The organism is Xanthomonas sp. F10, assembly GCF_014206815.1.
GTDB classification, from domain to species: Bacteria; Pseudomonadota; Gammaproteobacteria; order Xanthomonadales; family Xanthomonadaceae; genus Xanthomonas_A; species Xanthomonas_A indica.
This window is the reverse complement of sequence record NZ_JACHNP010000003.1, coordinates 127,834-142,122: the sequence shown is the minus strand read 5'-3', so window position 1 is coordinate 142,122 and position 14,289 is coordinate 127,834. Positions and strand designations below refer to the sequence as shown.

Genomic DNA, 14,289 nt, shown 5'->3' with positions numbered 1-14,289 from the left:
TTCGTCGCGGGGCGTGAATGCGGCGTGGCGGGCTGGTCAGGGCGCACCGATCAAGGCCTCCGCCGGCAACCCGGCGGGCCGGCCGCTCAGCCGCTCGAACTCGCCCACATCGTGTGAGCAGAACACCTGGACGTCACCGCCCTGCTGCCGGCACAGCGTGCGCAGGCGGTGCTGGTTGTCCAGGCGCGCGCGCCGGTCCTTTTCCAGCATCCACTGGTACAGGCGCAATCCCGGTGGGCAATGCGGACGCGTCGGGTCCATCTCGCCAGCGTGGAAATATGCGTCCCCGGCCAGCAGGTGCCAGCGTCCGCTGGCCTGCACGGCCACGCCGGTATGGCCGAAGGTATGCCCGGGCAACGGCACCAGCAGGATGTCCGGCGGCAGGCCACGCAGCGCACGGATGCAGTCGAAGCCCTTCCACATCTCGCCATCGGCCGCGGCGTAGGTGCGCCAGCGCGTGCGGTCCCTCCACTGCTGTGGGCGAAAGCGCTGGCGGTCCATCCAGCTCGCTTGGCGCAACGCGTGATCCCGCTCGCTGGCCAGCAGATGCACCTGCGCCTGTGGGAAGTCGTCGAGGCCACCGGCATGATCGAAATCCAGGTGGGTCAGGACGACATGGCCCACGTCGCGCGGATCCAAGCCCAGTCGCTGGATCTGCCGGATCGCGGTCATTTCTGCACGGAACGCCGGCCGTACCAGGGTCAGGAAAAAGCGGCTGAGACGGCTGTGCGGATCGGCGACGTCCCGCAAGCCGAATCCGGTGTCAACCAGGACCAGGGTGTCGTCGGTTTCGATCAGCATGCAGTGGCAGGTCAACTGGCCGCGTTGCAGCAGGCCGGTGCTGCTGCGTCCGTCCATCCAGTGGCCGCCGAGCGGGCAGGTGGAGATGCAATTCAGATGATGCAGGCGCATCGCCGTTCCTTGCGTGGCGCTCCAGCATCGGCGGCATCGGGTTGGAGGCATGTGACCGCTCCGTCAACCCGCCGTGGTGCATTGGAACCGCAGGTCAGGCGCTTCCTGGCGCCGCGGGCGATGCCGGCTTGCGCGGCTCCTTCGTGCAGCGAACGCGTTGGCCGCCGCGCACGGCAGTGCCATCATGCGGGTGGAACGATGCCTGGGAGGGCAGGATGCGAAGCGAGAAAGAGAAGATGCTGGCCGGCGAGGCGTATCGTCCCAACGATGCGCAGCTGCAGGCCGAGCAGGACGCGGCCAGTGCCTGGATGCGGCGCTACAACGCGGCACTGGCCGAGCCGCCGGCGCGGCGGCACGCACTGCTGGAAGAGGGGCTGGGCTCGGTCGGACGTGGGGCGGTGGTGCGGCCGCCGTTCCATTGCGACTACGGCTACAACATCCACCTCGGCGAGGACGTGTTCCTCAACTTCAACTGCGTGATCCTGGACGTGGCGCCGGTGCACATCGGCGCCGGCACCCAGATCGGCCCGGCGGTGCAGCTCTATGCGGCCGATCATCCGCGCGAGGCCGCGCAGCGTGCCGAAGGGCTGGAACTGGGGCGGCCGCTGACCATCGGGCGCAACGTCTGGATCGGCGGCGGCGCGATCGTGCTGCCGGGCGTGACCATCGGCGACGATGCGGTGATCGGCGCCGGCAGCGTGGTCACCCGCGACGTGCCGGCCGGCGCGCGCGTGGCCGGCAATCCGGCACGCCTGCTGAAGCCGCACAGCGCCTGAATTTGATCCGGGTCAAGGCGGGCGCCGCGCAACGGGTGTGCAATGCTGTCCTAGCCGCCGCGCGCGGCGTCACCGGAGGCACCCCATGTACCAGCGCATCCTGATCGCCATCGATGGTTCCGAGTTGTCCGCCAAGGGTCTGCAGCAGGGCCTGGCGCTGGCCGCCGCGCTCGGCGCGGAGGTGGATATCGTCACCGCGTCCGAGCCGTGGGCGATGGGCATGTACGACGCGATGGGCTGGAGCGTGGGCTACGAGGCCAGCCCCGAATACCGCCAGGACCGCGAAGCCGGCGCGCAGACGATCCTGGCGCCGGCGCTGGCCGCCGCCGCGGCCACCGGGGTGACCGCGCACGGCCGCCACGTGCTCGACCGCTACGCCGCCGAGGGCATCATCGACATGGCCGTGGCCTGCAACAGCGACCTGATCGTGATGACCTCGCACGGCCGCCGCGGCATGAGCCGGGTCCTGCTCGGCAGCCAGACCGCCGAAGTCCTCACCAACAGCCAGATCCCGGTGCTGGTGATCCGCTGAGCGGCTGACGGCCCCGCGCCGGCATCGGCGCGGAGGCTGGAACGATCGACGCATGCGGTCGGCGGGTGCCGGCGCGGCGTCGCCGCACGCCGCATGGCTCTCGCGAATGACGCTGCGCGGCCCGGGGTAGGTCGCCGGATGCAATGAGCAGGCTGCGACGTAAGACCGCCGCATCGACCCTACCGCGGCCACTGCGTGTCGCGGTGCCGTATGCGGCGGGCCGGCGTTCGGCGGATGCGTACACACGCCGCTGCGCGCCGCCGTTTGGCTGCGCGCAGTGCGCGCGTCACCAGCTGTAGAGCTTCCAGTACACCGGCGAGACGTTGTCCTTGCTGCCGTCCACTTCCATGTGGCCGTCGCCGTTGCGGTCGTACAGGTAGTAGGCCGGTCCGCGCGCCGGCGTCACCTTGACCATGCGCAGTTGGCCGCCCACTCGGTATTCGTCGACGGTGTCGCCGTTCTCCATCTTGCGCTGGGTCGTTTCCGCGCCGCGCACGTCCACGGGCGCGCCGTCCGGGCCAAGGCCGGTGGAGGCGCAGCCCGCCAGCAGCAGCAACGGGACCAGGATCAGGGCTTTCATGACGGTGTTCTCCACGGGCAGGACATGACGCAGAGTATGCGCCGAGTGTGTGCGTACGGCATGCCAATGGCGGGCCGGACCCTCACCCCAACCCCTCTCCCGGTGGGAGAGGGGCTCGCAGTTTCCTTCTCCCCTCGGGAGAAGGTGCCCCGCGGGGGCGGATGAGGGTACGGGCGCAGCCTCGTGGATCAGGTCGGCGCGTCGCTTCGCGCCGTACCCTCGCCCTAACGCCTCTCCCGATGGGAGAGGGGCTCGCAGTTTCCTTCTCCCCTCGGGAGAAGGTGCCCCGTAGGGGCGGATGAGGGTACGGGCGCAGCCTCGTGGACCAAGTCAGCGCGTCGCTTCGCGCCGTACCCTCGCCCCAACGCCTCTCCCGATGGGAGAGGGGCTCGCGCGCTCCCTTCTCCCACCGGGAGAAGGTGCCCCGCAGGGGCGGATGAGGGTGCGGGCGCAGCCTCGTGATCCAAGTCAGCACGTCGCTTCGCGCAGACCGTCACCCCCAACCGCTCTCCCGCTGGGAGAGGGGCTCACCGCCGCAGCGTAGAATTGGCCGATGAGCCGATTAGTCCTGATCGACGGGTCCAGTTACCTGTATCGCGCGTTCCACGCGCTTCCGCCGCTGACCAATGCCGCCGGTGAGCCCACCGGCGCGCTGTTCGGCGTGGTCAACATGTTGCGCGCCACCCTCAAGGAGCGCCCCGAGTACGTGGCCTTCGTGGTCGACGCGCCGGGCAAGACCTTCCGCGACGAGCTGTACCCGCTGTACAAGGCCAACCGCCCGCCGATGCCCGACGAACTGCGCGCGCAGGTCGAGCCGATGTGCCAGATCGTGCATGCCCTGGGCATCACCATCCTGCGCCAGGACGGGGTCGAGGCCGACGACGTGATCGGCACCCTGGCCTTGCAAGGCGCCGGCGACGGCCTGGACGTCACCATCTCCACCGGCGACAAGGATTTCGCCCAGCTGGTGCGCCCCGGCGTGCAGTTGGTCAACACCATGAGCGGCAGCCGCATGGATTCGGATGCGGCGGTGATGGAGAAGTTCGGGGTCTGGCCGCACCAGATCGTCGACCTGCTGGCGCTGATGGGCGACGCCATCGACAACGTGCCAGGGGTGGAGAAGTGCGGGCCCAAGACCGCCGCCAAGTGGCTGGCCGAGTACGGCTCGCTGGACGGGGTGATCGCCCACGCCGACGCGATCAAGGGCAAGATCGGCGACAACCTGCGCGCGGCGCTGGAGCGCCTGCCGCTGAACCGCGAACTGGTCACCATCAAGACCGACGTGGCGCTGGCCGGCGGGCCCCGCACCCTGGGCCTGCGCGAACAGGAACCGGAGCAGCTGCGCGGCCTGTACCAGCGCTACGGCTTCACCCAGGCGCTGCGCGACCTGGACGGCGGCGTGGCCGCGCCGGAGGCCGCCAGCGAGGCCACGCCCAGCCTGCGCGGTACTGCTGCCGGCTATGCCCGCGGCGCCGCGCCGGCCGATGCCGCCGTGCTGGATCCGGCACTGGCCGCCCAAGGCGACTACACCGCGGTGAGCACACCCGAGCAGTTCGAGGAACTGCTCGTGCGCCTGCGCGCCGCCGACGGCTTCGCCTTCGACACCGAGACCGACGCGCTGGACGCGATGCGCGCCAACCTGGTCGGGCTCAGCTTCGCCACCGAGCCGGGCCGCGCCGACTACCTGCCGCTGGGCCACGACTACCCCGGCGCGCCGGTGCAGCTGGATCGCGCGCTGGCGCTGGCGCTGCTCAAGCCGCTGCTGGAGGATCCGGCCAAGGCCAAGGTCGGCCAGCACGGCAAGTACGACCTGCACGTGCTGCGCCGCCACGGCGTGGAGGTGCAGGGCTACGCCGACGACACCATGCTGGAGAGCTTCGTGCTCAACTCCACCGCCAGCCGCCACGACATGGATTCGCTGGCCCGGCGTTACCTGGGCTACGACACGGTGAAGTACGAGGACGTGGCCGGCAAGGGCGCCAAGCAGATCGCCTTCTCGCAGGTGGCCATCGACGATGCCACCCGCTACGCCGCCGAGGACGCCGACATCACCCTGCGCCTGCACCGCACGCTGTCGGCGCAGTTGGACGCCGAGCCGGAGCTGGCGCGGGTCTACCGCGAGATCGAGATGCCGCTGGTGCCGGTGCTGGCGCGGGTGGAGGCCAACGGCGTGTGCGTGGACATCGCCGAGCTGCGCAGGCAGAGCCAGGACCTGAGCCAGCGCATGCTGGCGGCGCAGCAGAAGGCCACCGAGCTGGCCGGGCGCAGCTTCAACATGGACTCGCCCAAGCAACTGCAGGCGGTGCTGTTCGACGAACTGAAGCTGCCGGCAGTGCTGAAGACCCCCAAGGGCCAGCCCAGCACCAACGAAGAGGCGCTCGAGGCGATCGCCGACCAGCACGAGCTGCCGCGGGTGATCCTGGAGTACCGCGGCCTGGCCAAGCTGCGCGGCACCTACACCGACAAGCTGCCGGAGATGGTCAATCCCGACACCGGCCGCGTGCACACCAGCTACCACCAGGCCGGTGCCGCCACCGGGCGGCTGTCGTCCTCCGATCCCAACCTGCAGAACATCCCGATCCGCACCGACGACGGCCGCCGCATCCGCCGCGCCTTCGTCGCCCCGCCGGGGCGCAAGCTGATCGCCTGCGACTATTCGCAGATCGAGCTGCGGATCATGGCCCACCTGTCCGAGGACCCGGGCCTGCTGCGCGCCTTCGGCAGCGGCGTGGACGTGCACCGCGCCACCGCTGCCGAGGTGTTCGGGCGCAAGCTGGAAGAGGTCACCGGCAACGAGCGCCGCGCCGCCAAGGCGATCAACTTCGGCCTGATGTACGGCATGAGCGCGTTCGGCCTGGCCCGCAACCTGGGCATCGGCCGCGGCGAGGCGCAGGACTACGTGGCGCTGTACTTCAGCCGTTACCCTGGCGTGCGCGACTTCATGGAGCGCATGCGCGAGCAGGCGCGCACCCAGGGCTACGTGGAGACCCTGTTCGGCCGCCGCCTGTACCTGAACGACATCAACGCCCGCCAGCAGGGCCTGCGCGCCGGCGCCGAGCGCGCGGCGATCAACGCGCCGATGCAGGGCACCGCCGCCGACATCATCAAGCGCGCCATGGTCGGTGTGGACGCCTGGCTGCAGGCGCATCGCGACCGCGCGTTGATGATCCTGCAGGTGCACGACGAACTGGTGTTCGAGGCCGATGCCGATTTCGTCGACACCCTGCTGCCGGAAGTGACCCGGCGCATGGCCGCGGCGGCGGAGCTGAAGGTGCCGCTGGTGGTGGACAGCGGGGTGGGCAACAACTGGGACGAGGCGCATTGATCGCCCGGGTCCCGGGGATGCATCCGGGACGCGGCCTGCGCTGCGGTGTCTTGCGTAGACATCGCACGCGCGTGCACCACGGATATCGAAATCGGATTTTCCCGGGGATTATCCCGCCAGTGATTTTCGCTTTCCCATTCGCGTTGGTTTTTTGACCCGATCAAGCGCTACGTGCCACGGAATTCCAACTGGCGTCACACCTGCGGCCGCGCGGCGCAGCCGCGTTTGAACGGAATTTTGACGCAGTGTATTCGCGGCGATTTTGGGAATGAATCCGTCCTTAATCTGACAAATTTTTAACTTAAATCTTCACGAACGAGCAAGGTGGGAAATGTTCTTATATCCCTCGACAGGCGCAATACCTGTCGCGGATCTCCTCCCATCCCCTGGAGCAGATCCAGGAACGGCGACTCCTCCCCAAGTCCCCGTTCCCTGGCCCCGCCGACCTCCCCCTGGTCCGCGGGGCTTTTTTATGCCTGCAGGTTTGCCGGCGCCGCGTTCCTGGCGTCCGCTGCCGCGCTCAGCGGCGCGTGTCGGTGGGCTGCTGCAGTTGGTACAGCGCGTCGTCCAGGCTGTCCAGCTGCGTGGCCAGCAGCGCGCGGGCATCGTGCAGGCCGCGGTTGTAGTAATGCGCGCCGATGCGCTCGGCGACGAAGTCGAGCAGGAATTCGGCCTCGAACGCGCCGACCTGCTGCTGCAGCTCGGTGCGCAGGTAGGCCTGCAGCTGTTCGGCGATGGCGCGCTTGTCCTCGCGGCCCAGCACGGCGGTGCGCGCGGGTGCGCTCATGCCAGCCATTCGCGCGGCACCAGGTACTCGGCCAGGCGCGCCTCGGCGCTGCCCGGTTCGGGCTGGAAGCCGTATTCCCAGCGCACCCGCGGCGGCAGGCTCATCAGGATGCTCTCGCTGCGGCCGCCGCTCTGCAGGCCGAACAGGGTGCCGCGGTCGTAGACCAGGTTGAATTCGACGTAGCGGCCGCGCCGGTACAGCTGGAACTCGCGCTCGCGCTCGCCCCAGGGCAGGCCGCGGCGGCGTTCGACGATCGGCAGGTAGGCGTCGAGGAAGCCGTCGCCGACCGCGCGCTGGTAGGCGAAGTCGCGCTCGAATTCGGCATGCAGGTCGTCGAAGAACAGGCCGCCGACGCCGCGGGTCTCGTTGCGGTGCTTGAGGAAGAAGTACTCGTCGCACCAGCGCTTGTGCGCCGGATAGCGGTCTTCGCCGAACGGTGCGCACAGGTCGTGCGCGGTCTGGTGCCAGTGGCGGGCGTCCTCGTCGAACGGGTAATAGGGGGTCAGGTCGAAGCCGCCGCCGAACCACCAGGCCACGGTGGCGCCATCGCGCTGCGCCTCGAAGTAGCGCACGTTGGCATGGGTGGTGGGGATGTACGGGCTGAGCGGGTGGAACACCAGCGACACCCCGACCGCGCGCCAGGAGGCGCCGGCCAGTTCCGGGCGGTTGGCGCTGGCCGAGGGCGGCAGGCGGGTGCCGGCGACGTCGGAGAAGCCGATCCCGGCCTGCTCGAACAGGGCGCCGTCGCGCAGGATGCGGGTGCGGCCACCGCCGCCCTCCGCGCGCTGCCACAGGTCTTCGGCGAAGCGGGCCTGGCCGTCGGCGGCCTCGACCGCCGCGCAGATGCGGTCTTGCAGGCCAGTGAGATAGTCGCGGACACGGTCGAAGGTTTGCATGCCGCCATTCTAGAAGCTCGTCGTGTCAGGCGTCTGCGGCGGGATGCGCAGACCGAACGCGTGCGTCAGCGGCGGAACTCGGTGCGGATCGCGGGGCGGCACAACTGGTAGACCAGCCAGCCATGCAGGCCGGCGAAGACCAGGGCGGTCAGCGCGCCGCTGAGCATGAAGGTGATCCGGCCCAGGGCCAGGTCGTGCTGCATCTGCTGCGGGTCGAAGGCGTGCTGCGGCGCCCAGGCCTGCAGCATGTCGAGCAGCTGCCACAGCAGCGGCAGCACCGCGAAGTTGCCCGCGGCGGTGACCACCAGGAACACGATGAAGGCCAGCCGCGCCCACTCGCGCCGCTGCAGCAGCGCCCACGCCGCCGCGCACAGGCCCGCGGACAGCAGCGCGGTCAGCCAGGACAGCGCCAGCGCATGGGTCACGCACCATTGCAGCAGCGACGGCAACGCCAGGCCAGCCTGGCGCAGCACGCCGTCGATCGCCCCCTCCGGCAGCGCCATCAGCAGCAGGGCCTGGCCAATGCCGTACAGCAGCGACAGCACCCCCAGCAGCAGCGTGAGCTTGGCCATTGCATCGATGGTCTGGTTGCGGGCGGCAGTCAGGGGCAAGGGCGGGGGCGGCATCGGCGGTCCTTCGGTCGGGGCGACACCGGCATGTGCGTCGGCGGCAGTCCGGCAAGGATAGGGACGGTGGACCCGCGCGCAAGCCGGGTGGGCGCGAGGGGGCGGCCCAGCGGAGGTGCCGAGAGCGCGCGGTCTCGCGGCCAGGGCACGGCCGATGCGGTGTCGCCAGGAGCCCGGGCTACGGCAAGGTCGTGCCGATGCCGTCCGGGTCCGGGCGCCCTGGCCGCCAATGCCGCCGGGGCGCAAGCACCTGTCCTGCTAGCCGTGGGCGCCTGCGTAGGAGCGGCTTCAGCCGCGACGGGGCGTTCCCGGGAATGCGTGTCGCGGCTGAAGCCGCTCCTACAGGACGGCGCGATGCGTGACGGGTGCAGGTGGTCGGCGGGATCCTAGGGGCGCCGCCGCGGCGGCGCCCGGCGCCTGCCGCACGTCGACGGCAGGCGCCTCGGCGAGCGGCCGGCTCAGCGCAGCTCGCGCTCGAACAGCTTGAGGATGCGCTTGTACTCGTCCAGCCAGGAGTCGGCGCGGGTGAAGCCGTGCTTCTCGAGCGGGTACGGCGCGATCTCCCAGTTGTCCTTGTGCAGCTCGATCAGCTTCTGGGTCATGTCCACCGAGTCCTTGAAGAACACATTGTCGTCGACCATGCCGTGGGCGATCAGCAGATGGTCGCGCAGCCCGCTGGCGTACTCGATCGGCGAGGAAGTGCGGTAGGCCTCCGGGTCCAGGTCCGGGGTGTTGAGGATGTTGGAGGTGTACTCGTGGTTGTACTGGCTCCAGTCGGCCACCGGGCGCAGCGCGGCGCCGGCCTTGAACGTGCCGGGGCTGCGGAACAGCGCCATGTAGGTCATGAAGCCGCCGTAGGACCCGCCGTAGATGCCGGCGCGGCTGCGGTCGCCCTGCTTGCTGTCGACCAGCCAGTCCAGGCCGTCCAGGTAGTCCTCCAGCTCTGGATGGCCCATGTCGCGGTAGATCGCGGTGCGCCAGTCGCGGCCGTAGCCGGCGCTGGCGCGGTAGTCCAGGTCCAGCACGATGTAGCCCTTCTGCACCAGCAGGTTGTGGAACATCTGCTCGCGGAAGTACGGGCTGTAGCGCGCCGACACGTTCTGCAGGTAGCCGGCGCCGTGCACGAACATCACCACCGGGTAGCGCTTGCCCGGCTCCGGCTGCGCAGGTCCGTAGTACTTGCCCCAGACGGTACCGGCGCCGTGCTTGGACGGCACCTGCACGAACTGCGGCTGCACCCACGGGCGCGCCTTGAACGCGGCGCTGCGGGTGTCGGTGAGCACGCGCGCGTTGCCACCGGTGGCCGGCAGCACCGCCAGCTGCGGCGGCAGGTAGGGGCCGGAGTAGTGCACCAGCAACTGCTGGCCGTCCGGAGACAGCGCGAAGTCTTCCACGCCGTCCAGCGCGGTCAGTTCGGCGACGCTGTCGTTGCGCAGGTCGAGCTTGCACACCTCGTAGTCGCCCGGCCACTTGCGGTTGCACAGGAACAGGAAGCCCTGGCCGTCGGCGCTGACCACCGGCGCGGACACTTCCCACTTGCCGGAGGTGCGCTGGCGCGGTTTCTCGTTGCCGCGCTGGGTGTACAGGTGCGAATAGCCGGACTGCTCGGACAGCAGCCACAGCGTCTGGTTGTCCGGCATCCAGCCGAAATCGTTGAAGCTCCAGTTGATCCAGGCCGGATCGGTGAGGCGGTGGCGCGGCTGCAGCACCGCCTTGTCCAAGTCGACGCTGGCGATCCAGCGGTCCTTGTTGTCCACCGCACGCAGCAGCACGGCGACGTTGCGGCCGTCCTCGCTCCAGTGCATGGAGGCGCCGCTGCCGTCGCCGTCGGTTTCCACGCGCACCGCGCGCGGGCCCTGCAGCGGCTCCTGCTTGGCGGCCTTGCGCAGCGCCGCCAGCGGATCGGTGCCGATCCCGGGCAGCACCGACAGGTCGAGCTTGCGCGCGCTGCCGGCCACCGCATCGACCAGCCACAGGGTCTGCGCCACCGGCGAATTGCGCCCGACCAGGGTGCGCGCTTCCTGGAATTCGGCGTAGCCGGACTCGGTCACGTAGCGCGGCATCTTGCTGTCGCGGCCTTCCTCGGCGCCCTTGGCGTGGGTCACCACCAGCAGGTGGCGGCCGTCCGGCGACAGCGCGCTGTCGTCGACCACCACGTCGTCGCCCAGGTACACCGGCGCCGGCGCGCGGCTGCTGTCGGCGCGGCGCCAGGCCTGCTCCTGCTGGCGCAGCAGTTCGCGCTGCGCGCGGTCGCGGGCCAGGGTTTCCAGGGTGCGCAACTGCTGCTCGCGCAGCACGTCGGGCTTGGGCGCGGCATCGGGATCGCGCTCGGCCTTGAGCACCGCGGCCTGCTGCACGCCGCCGCCGGGGCTCCAGCGGTACCAGTCGTTGCCGACCCGCCACAGCGCGCCGCCATCGGTGGTGAACTGCGGCCGTGCGGCAGCCTGGTTGCTGCGGGTCAGCTGGGTCAGCGCGCCGCTGCGCAGGTCGCGCAGGAACACGTCGCCGTTGCGCACGAACAGCATGCGCTGGCGGCCTGCGTCGTAGACCGGGTTGGCCGCATCCAGGGTGCTGCGCTGGGCGTCCTCGACCCGCTGCGCGGCGCTGCCGTCGATGCCCTGGCGGTAGGTGTCGCGCACCGGGCTGCCGGTGCGTTTGAGCTGGTACTGCACCTGGCGCCCGTCCCAGGCCCACCAGGCATCCTCGACCGGCGGCCCGATCCAGTCCGGATCGGCCATGGCCTGCTCGATGGTCAGCGGGGCGGCGGCATCCTGGGCCGCGGCCAGCGGCGGCAGGCAGGACAGGGACAGCAACACAACAGCGCTCAGGGCGAGACGACGCATCTGGGATTCCGGACGAACGGCAAACCGCAAGCGTAGCAGCCGCCAGGGCGGCGGCGATTGCGCCATCGGTCATGGGCGGGCCGGGTCAAGGCGATCGGAGCAAGCGGCCCTCGAGTGCCGCGGCCCAGTCGTGGCGGCGCCCATTCAGGGACACGGCGCCTGCTTCGGTCATCGATCGTGCCGCGCACGATGCAGGCGTGTGCCCGGGGGTGGGGGCTTGCGCACTGGCGTCAGTGCGTTGAAAAACGCCCATCCGTGATGCCGCACATCGCTCAATGCGCGCAAGCGCAACGCAAGCTGCTTGCACATGGTTCGGCTACGTGCGCGGCCACACAGGATCGGCGTGGTCGGCATCTTCCCCGTCCGCATGAGCGTACGTGCAGGACGCACACGCACTCTCGCAACGGATGCTGCTGCGACACGACGCCGCTGCGACAAACCGTCACATCCCATTTCGCCGCGCCGCACCAACAATAGGCATCGTTTCCGCTGCCTCAGGCGCTACCCATGGACGCCCTGCTGCTGTCACGCATCCAGTTCGGATTCGTCATCAGTTTCCACGTGCTGTTTCCGGCTTTCACCATCGGCCTGTCGAGCTGGCTGGCGTTCCTGGAGTGGCGCTGGCTGCGCACCCGCGACACGGTGTGGCGCGATCTGTACTTCTTCTGGCTGAAGATCTTCGCCGTGTCCTTCGGCATGGGCGTGGTCAGCGGCATCGTGATGAGCTTCCAGTTCGGCACCAACTGGGCGGTGCTCAGCGAACGTGCCGGCAACATCTTCGGTCCGCTGCTCAGCTACGAGGTGCTGACCGCGTTCTTCCTGGAAGCCTCGTTCCTCGGGGTGATGCTGTTCGGCTGGCACAAGGTGCCGGAGAAGCTGCACTTCCTGTCCACCTGCCTGGTTGCCATCGGCACGCTGATCTCCACCTTCTGGATCCTCTCGGCCAACAGTTGGCTGCAGACGCCGGCCGGCTACGCCGTGGTCGAAGGCGTGTTCCAGCCGGCCAACTGGCGCGAGGTGATCTTCAATCCGTCGTTCCCGTACCGCCTCACGCACATGGTGCTGGCCGCGTTCATCACCACCTGTTTCGTGATCGGCGGGGTCAGCGGCTGGTATCTGCGCCGCGGCGAGCATCTGGACGCGGCCGGACGCATGCTCAAGCTGGCGGTGGCGTTCGCCGCGATCGCGCTGCCGTTGCAGATCGCCGCCGGCGATGCGCATGGCCTGAATACGCTCGAGCACCAGCCGATCAAGGTGGCGGCGATGGAGGGGCACTGGCACGGCGAGGCGCCGGGGCAGGGCGTGCCGCTGGTGGTGTTCGCGGTGCCCAACGAGGCCGCCGAGCGCAACGACTACGAGGTGACCATTCCGCGCCTGGGCAGCGTGATCCTCACCCACACCCTGGATGGCGAGATCACCCCGCTGACCGCGGTGCCGCGGGACGAGCGGCCGCCGGTGAAGCCGGTGTTCTATGCGTTCCGGGTGATGGTCGGGCTCGGCATGGCGATGCTGCTGCTGGCGCTCGTGTCGCTGTTCTTCTGGTGGCGCGGCACCCTGCTGCGCCGGCGCGCCCTGCACGTGGCGTGGAACGCGATGCTGCCGGCCGGGTTCGTGGCGCTGGTCGCCGGCTGGTTCGTCACCGAGATCGGGCGCCAGCCGTACGTGATCTATGGCCTGCTGCACACCCGCGATGCGGTCAGCCCGACGGTCAGCCCGGCGATGGTGTGGATCTCGCTGAGCGTGTACGTGCTCGCCTACGCGCTGGTGTTCGGTTTCGGCAGTTGGTACATCCTGCGCATGCTGCGCCATGGCCCGCTGCCGCACGAGCCGGCGCCGCGCATGCAGGAGGGCGACAAGACCCCGGCGCGGCCGCTGTCGGCGGCCGACGACGACATCGAGGAGACCCGCTGATGGACATGGCGACCGTATTGCCGGTGATCTGGTTCGGGGTGATCGGCTTTGGCGTGCTGATGTACGTGCTGCTGGACGGCTTCGTGCTCGGCCTGGGCATCCTGGCGCCGTTCGCCGAGGACGAGGATCAGCTCGACCTGATGATGAACACCGCCGCGCCGATCTGGGACGGCAACGAGACCTGGCTGGTGCTCGGCGGCGCCGGCCTGCTGGCGGCGTTCCCGAAGGCGTACGCGGTGGTGCTGTCGGCGCTGTACCTGCCGGTGCTGCTGATGCTGATCGCGCTGGTGTTCCGCGGCGTGGCCTTCGAGTTCCGCTTCAAGGCACGCAGTTCCAAGTACCTGTGGGGCTGGGCGTTCGCGCTGGGCTCGCTGTGCGCGGCGTTCTGGCAGGGCGTGATCCTGGGCGCGCTGGTGGAAGGCATGCCGCTGCAGGACGGCAAGTACCTGGGCGGGGTGCTGGGCTGGTTCAGTCCGTTCTCGATGCTCACCGGCGCGGCGGTGGTGTTCGGCTACGCGCTGCTCGGCGGCAGCTGGCTGATCCTCAAGACCGAGGGCCCGATGCAGCGCATCGCCCGCACCCTGACCCGGCCGCTGGTGCTGGTGGTGGTGGTGTTCATGGGCCTGGTCAGCGCCTGGCTGCCGTTCCTGGACTCGCGGATCATGGCGCGCTGGTTCCACGACGGGAATTTTTGGTGGCTGTCGCCGGTGCCGCTGCTGGTGCTGCTCAACGCGGTGGCGCTGTGGCGCGCGGCGATGGCGCAGGGCCGCGATGCGCGCCCGTTCGTGCTGACCCTGTGCTTCTTCGTGCTCGGCTTCTTCGGCCTGGTACTGGGCATCTGGCCGAACATCGTGCCGCCCGGGCTGACCATCTGGGAAGCGGCCTCGCCGCCGTCCTCGCAGGGTTTCGTGCTGGTCGGGCTGTCGGTGCTGCTGCCGGTGATCCTGGGCTATACGGCGTGGTCGTACCGGGTGTTCCGCGGCAAGATCACCGCCGACACCGGCTACCACCACTGACGGCGGGCCGTCGCGGCGGCCGGCGGCTTGCCAGCGGCGGCGGCGGCGGCCAAGCTACCGGCTCCCCGCGCCGTGCGGGTCATCG

Annotated in this window: 11 protein-coding genes; 5 read left to right on the top strand and 6 right to left on the bottom strand. The window is 69.7% G+C overall.

What is annotated here, in order from left to right; all coding sequences use genetic code 11:
• Positions 1–36 precede the first annotated feature (36 nt).
• On the bottom strand, positions 37–912 hold the full coding sequence (locus tag FHR56_RS17480; protein ID WP_160946946.1) for an MBL fold metallo-hydrolase: 876 nt from the start codon (positions 910–912) through the stop codon (positions 37–39).
• 215 nt (positions 913–1,127) lie between these two features.
• Here FHR56_RS17480 and FHR56_RS17475 point away from each other — a divergent pair, with 215 nt between their 5' ends.
• Both FHR56_RS17475 and FHR56_RS17470 read left to right on the top strand, forming a co-directional pair.
• Positions 1,128–1,688, top strand: coding sequence for a sugar O-acetyltransferase (locus FHR56_RS17475; RefSeq protein ID WP_160946947.1), 561 nt, complete (start codon positions 1,128–1,130; stop codon positions 1,686–1,688).
• Positions 1,689–1,773: 85 nt separating this feature from the next.
• Positions 1,774–2,220 carry a universal stress protein gene (locus FHR56_RS17470; protein WP_160946948.1) on the top strand — a complete coding sequence of 149 codons (447 nt, stop codon included), beginning with the start codon at positions 1,774–1,776 and terminating at the stop codon, positions 2,218–2,220.
• A gap of 286 nt (positions 2,221–2,506) precedes the next feature.
• On the opposite strand, the gene FHR56_RS17465 is transcribed toward FHR56_RS17470, so the two are convergent.
• Entirely contained in the window at positions 2,507–2,800 is a 294-nt protein-coding gene (locus FHR56_RS17465) for a DUF2782 domain-containing protein (protein WP_160946949.1), read from the bottom strand.
• 553 nt (positions 2,801–3,353) lie between these two features.
• Between FHR56_RS17465 and polA the strand changes: the two genes are divergently transcribed.
• Positions 3,354–6,125, top strand: coding sequence for a DNA polymerase I (gene polA, locus FHR56_RS17460; RefSeq protein WP_160946950.1), 2,772 nt, complete (start codon positions 3,354–3,356; stop codon positions 6,123–6,125).
• 520 nt (positions 6,126–6,645) lie between these two features.
• Here polA and FHR56_RS17455 read toward each other — a convergent pair.
• The 4 genes from FHR56_RS17455 to FHR56_RS17440 all read right to left on the bottom strand — a co-directional run bounded on the left by FHR56_RS17455 (position 6,646) and on the right by FHR56_RS17440 (position 11,277).
• Positions 6,646–6,912 (bottom strand): DUF2164 domain-containing protein, encoded by a 267-nt coding sequence (locus FHR56_RS17455; protein WP_160946951.1) that lies wholly within the window; start codon positions 6,910–6,912, stop codon positions 6,646–6,648.
• The gene (gene hemF / locus FHR56_RS17450; protein WP_160946952.1) at positions 6,909–7,808 is read right to left on the bottom strand and encodes an oxygen-dependent coproporphyrinogen oxidase; all 900 of its coding nucleotides are present in this window, start codon (positions 7,806–7,808) and stop codon (positions 6,909–6,911) included. Before hemF ends, FHR56_RS17455 begins: the two co-directional genes overlap by 4 nt.
• A gap of 65 nt (positions 7,809–7,873) precedes the next feature.
• Positions 7,874–8,434 (bottom strand): hypothetical protein, encoded by a 561-nt coding sequence (locus tag FHR56_RS17445; protein WP_160946953.1) that lies wholly within the window; start codon positions 8,432–8,434, stop codon positions 7,874–7,876.
• 458 nt (positions 8,435–8,892) lie between these two features.
• A complete protein-coding gene (locus FHR56_RS17440) occupies positions 8,893–11,277 on the bottom strand; it encodes a S9 family peptidase (RefSeq protein WP_160946954.1) in 2,385 nt (794 codons plus the stop codon).
• 507 nt (positions 11,278–11,784) lie between these two features.
• Here FHR56_RS17440 and FHR56_RS17435 point away from each other — a divergent pair.
• Positions 11,785–13,188, top strand: coding sequence for a cytochrome ubiquinol oxidase subunit I (locus tag FHR56_RS17435; RefSeq protein ID WP_160946955.1), 1,404 nt, complete (start codon positions 11,785–11,787; stop codon positions 13,186–13,188).
• Complete coding sequence (gene cydB, locus FHR56_RS17430; protein WP_160946956.1) at positions 13,188–14,204, top strand: cytochrome d ubiquinol oxidase subunit II; 1,017 nt, start codon at positions 13,188–13,190, stop codon at positions 14,202–14,204. The genes FHR56_RS17435 and cydB overlap by 1 nt, the downstream gene beginning before the upstream one ends.
• Positions 14,205–14,289 lie beyond the last annotated feature (85 nt).

What these genes read in the sequence shown, in the direction of transcription:
- FHR56_RS17435 (WP_160946955.1), top strand. Translation starts at nt 11,785, where the DNA reads ATGGACGCCCTGCTGCTGTCACGCATCCAGTTCGGATTCGTCATCAGT.
- FHR56_RS17455 (WP_160946951.1), bottom strand. Translation starts at nt 6,912, where the DNA reads ATGAGCGCACCCGCGCGCACCGCCGTGCTGGGCCGCGAGGACAAGCGC.
- FHR56_RS17465 (WP_160946949.1), bottom strand. Translation starts at nt 2,800, where the DNA reads ATGAAAGCCCTGATCCTGGTCCCGTTGCTGCTGCTGGCGGGCTGCGCC.
- FHR56_RS17480 (WP_160946946.1), bottom strand. Translation starts at nt 912, where the DNA reads ATGCGCCTGCATCATCTGAATTGCATCTCCACCTGCCCGCTCGGCGGC.
- FHR56_RS17445 (WP_160946953.1), bottom strand. Translation starts at nt 8,434, where the DNA reads ATGCCGCCCCCGCCCTTGCCCCTGACTGCCGCCCGCAACCAGACCATC.
- cydB (WP_160946956.1), top strand. Translation starts at nt 13,188, where the DNA reads ATGGACATGGCGACCGTATTGCCGGTGATCTGGTTCGGGGTGATCGGC.
- hemF (WP_160946952.1), bottom strand. Translation starts at nt 7,808, where the DNA reads ATGCAAACCTTCGACCGTGTCCGCGACTATCTCACTGGCCTGCAAGAC.
- FHR56_RS17440 (WP_160946954.1), bottom strand. Translation starts at nt 11,277, where the DNA reads ATGCGTCGTCTCGCCCTGAGCGCTGTTGTGTTGCTGTCCCTGTCCTGC.
- FHR56_RS17470 (WP_160946948.1), top strand. Translation starts at nt 1,774, where the DNA reads ATGTACCAGCGCATCCTGATCGCCATCGATGGTTCCGAGTTGTCCGCC.
- FHR56_RS17475 (WP_160946947.1), top strand. Translation starts at nt 1,128, where the DNA reads ATGCGAAGCGAGAAAGAGAAGATGCTGGCCGGCGAGGCGTATCGTCCC.
- polA (WP_160946950.1), top strand. Translation starts at nt 3,354, where the DNA reads ATGAGCCGATTAGTCCTGATCGACGGGTCCAGTTACCTGTATCGCGCG.